Genomic DNA, 1,285 nt, shown 5'->3' on the forward strand with positions numbered 1-1,285 from the left:
GGACCATGAGGTCCTGCCCGGCCTGCTGTCGTCGTGGAGCGGGTGCTGCTGGAGCGGGTGCTACCGGGTGCCGTTCTCGCCCGGGGTCCCCTCGACTGGCGGCACCCGGTCAGCCGGGGAGGCCCAGCCGGAGGGGCGCTCGTCCGTACCCGTCCCGGTCCCCGGTGTCTGCGGGGGGTTCCCCGGGTTCTCCTGGGGAACCCCGTCCGGCACTCCACCCGGGGTTGTGGCGGGCGTAGGTGTGATCGTCGGTTCTGTGGTCGGCGTGGTCGGAGCCGTCGTGGGGGTCACCCCCGGGGTGGTGCCGGGAGCCGGAGTCACCGCCGGGTCCTGCGTAGGAGCGACCGGGGTGGGAGCGACCGGGGTGGTCGGCTCCGGCCCAGGGTTGGTGATGGGCGCCGCTGGCGGCGTGGGTTCGTCGGCCTGCGTCGCGACGCGCTCGGCGTGCGTCGTCGGTCGGTCGGGGTGCGTCGTGGCCGGGGCGGCATGGGTGGCGGCGTGGGCCGCTGCGGGGGTTGCGGCAGCAGCCGAGGCGCCGGGTGACGCGCCTCGGGTCGTGCCCGGCGTCTGGGTGCTCGCGGCGGGCGGGGACTGGTGGCGCGGCGCGGGTGCGGAGGGCACGTCGTCGTAGGAGTGCGCTCCCGGCGCTCCGGCTGTCCCGGCGGTCGCCGCAGCGACTCGCGGTCCGGCGGAGGCCAGCCGGCGCAGCGCCCAGCCGACGAGGATGAACAGCACGCCCAGACCCACCACGAGGGCCGCGACGCCGAAGGACACGACAGAGGTGAACAACGAGGCCCGCAGGAAGGACGCGTTCATCACGACCTCGCGACGCGGGTCGTCCTGCGGCAGCTGCGCGTAGGTCATGCCGTCGCTCGTCTCGAGGGCGTGCTTGTTGATCACCTCGGCCTGGGCGTAGGCGGAGAACGGGTCGTTGACGTGCCGACCCGCAAGGAAGGAGGCATCCTCAGACACCGTGATCTCCTCGGCGGAGAGCTGGTCGGCGACTGCCCACCAGGTGATCCCCCCAGCGATGATGAGGATGATCCCGGCGATGATCGAGAGAAGGCCGACCACCCGAACGCCTCTGTTCTGCTGAACCGCGACTGTGCTAGACATGTGATCTCCTTCACGGTGGAAGCGCTCGGCGGCAGCCTCGACGAGGCCAGGACCGAGAACTGCTCGTAGTCCACACGCTATCGAACAGGGCGGAACTTCGCGCTCGGGACAGCTCCGTCGCCGCCGAACCACCCCGTACGCAGAACGGCGGGGCAGGTCCGCAGACCTA

Annotated in this window: 1 protein-coding gene; it reads right to left on the reverse strand. The window is 72.2% G+C overall.

Annotation, left to right across the window (positions count from 1 at the left end; all coding sequences use genetic code 11):
- Positions 1-60: 60 nt before the first annotated feature.
- Complete coding sequence (locus SS2_RS18255) at positions 61-1,116, reverse strand: hypothetical protein (protein WP_369405215.1); 1,056 nt, start codon at positions 1,114-1,116, stop codon at positions 61-63.
- Between the last annotated feature and the right edge of the window lie 169 nt (positions 1,117-1,285).

The organism is Sanguibacter suarezii NBRC 16159 (assembly GCF_001552735.1).
In the GTDB taxonomy this organism is placed as follows: Bacteria; Actinomycetota; Actinomycetes; order Actinomycetales; family Cellulomonadaceae; genus Sanguibacter; species Sanguibacter suarezii.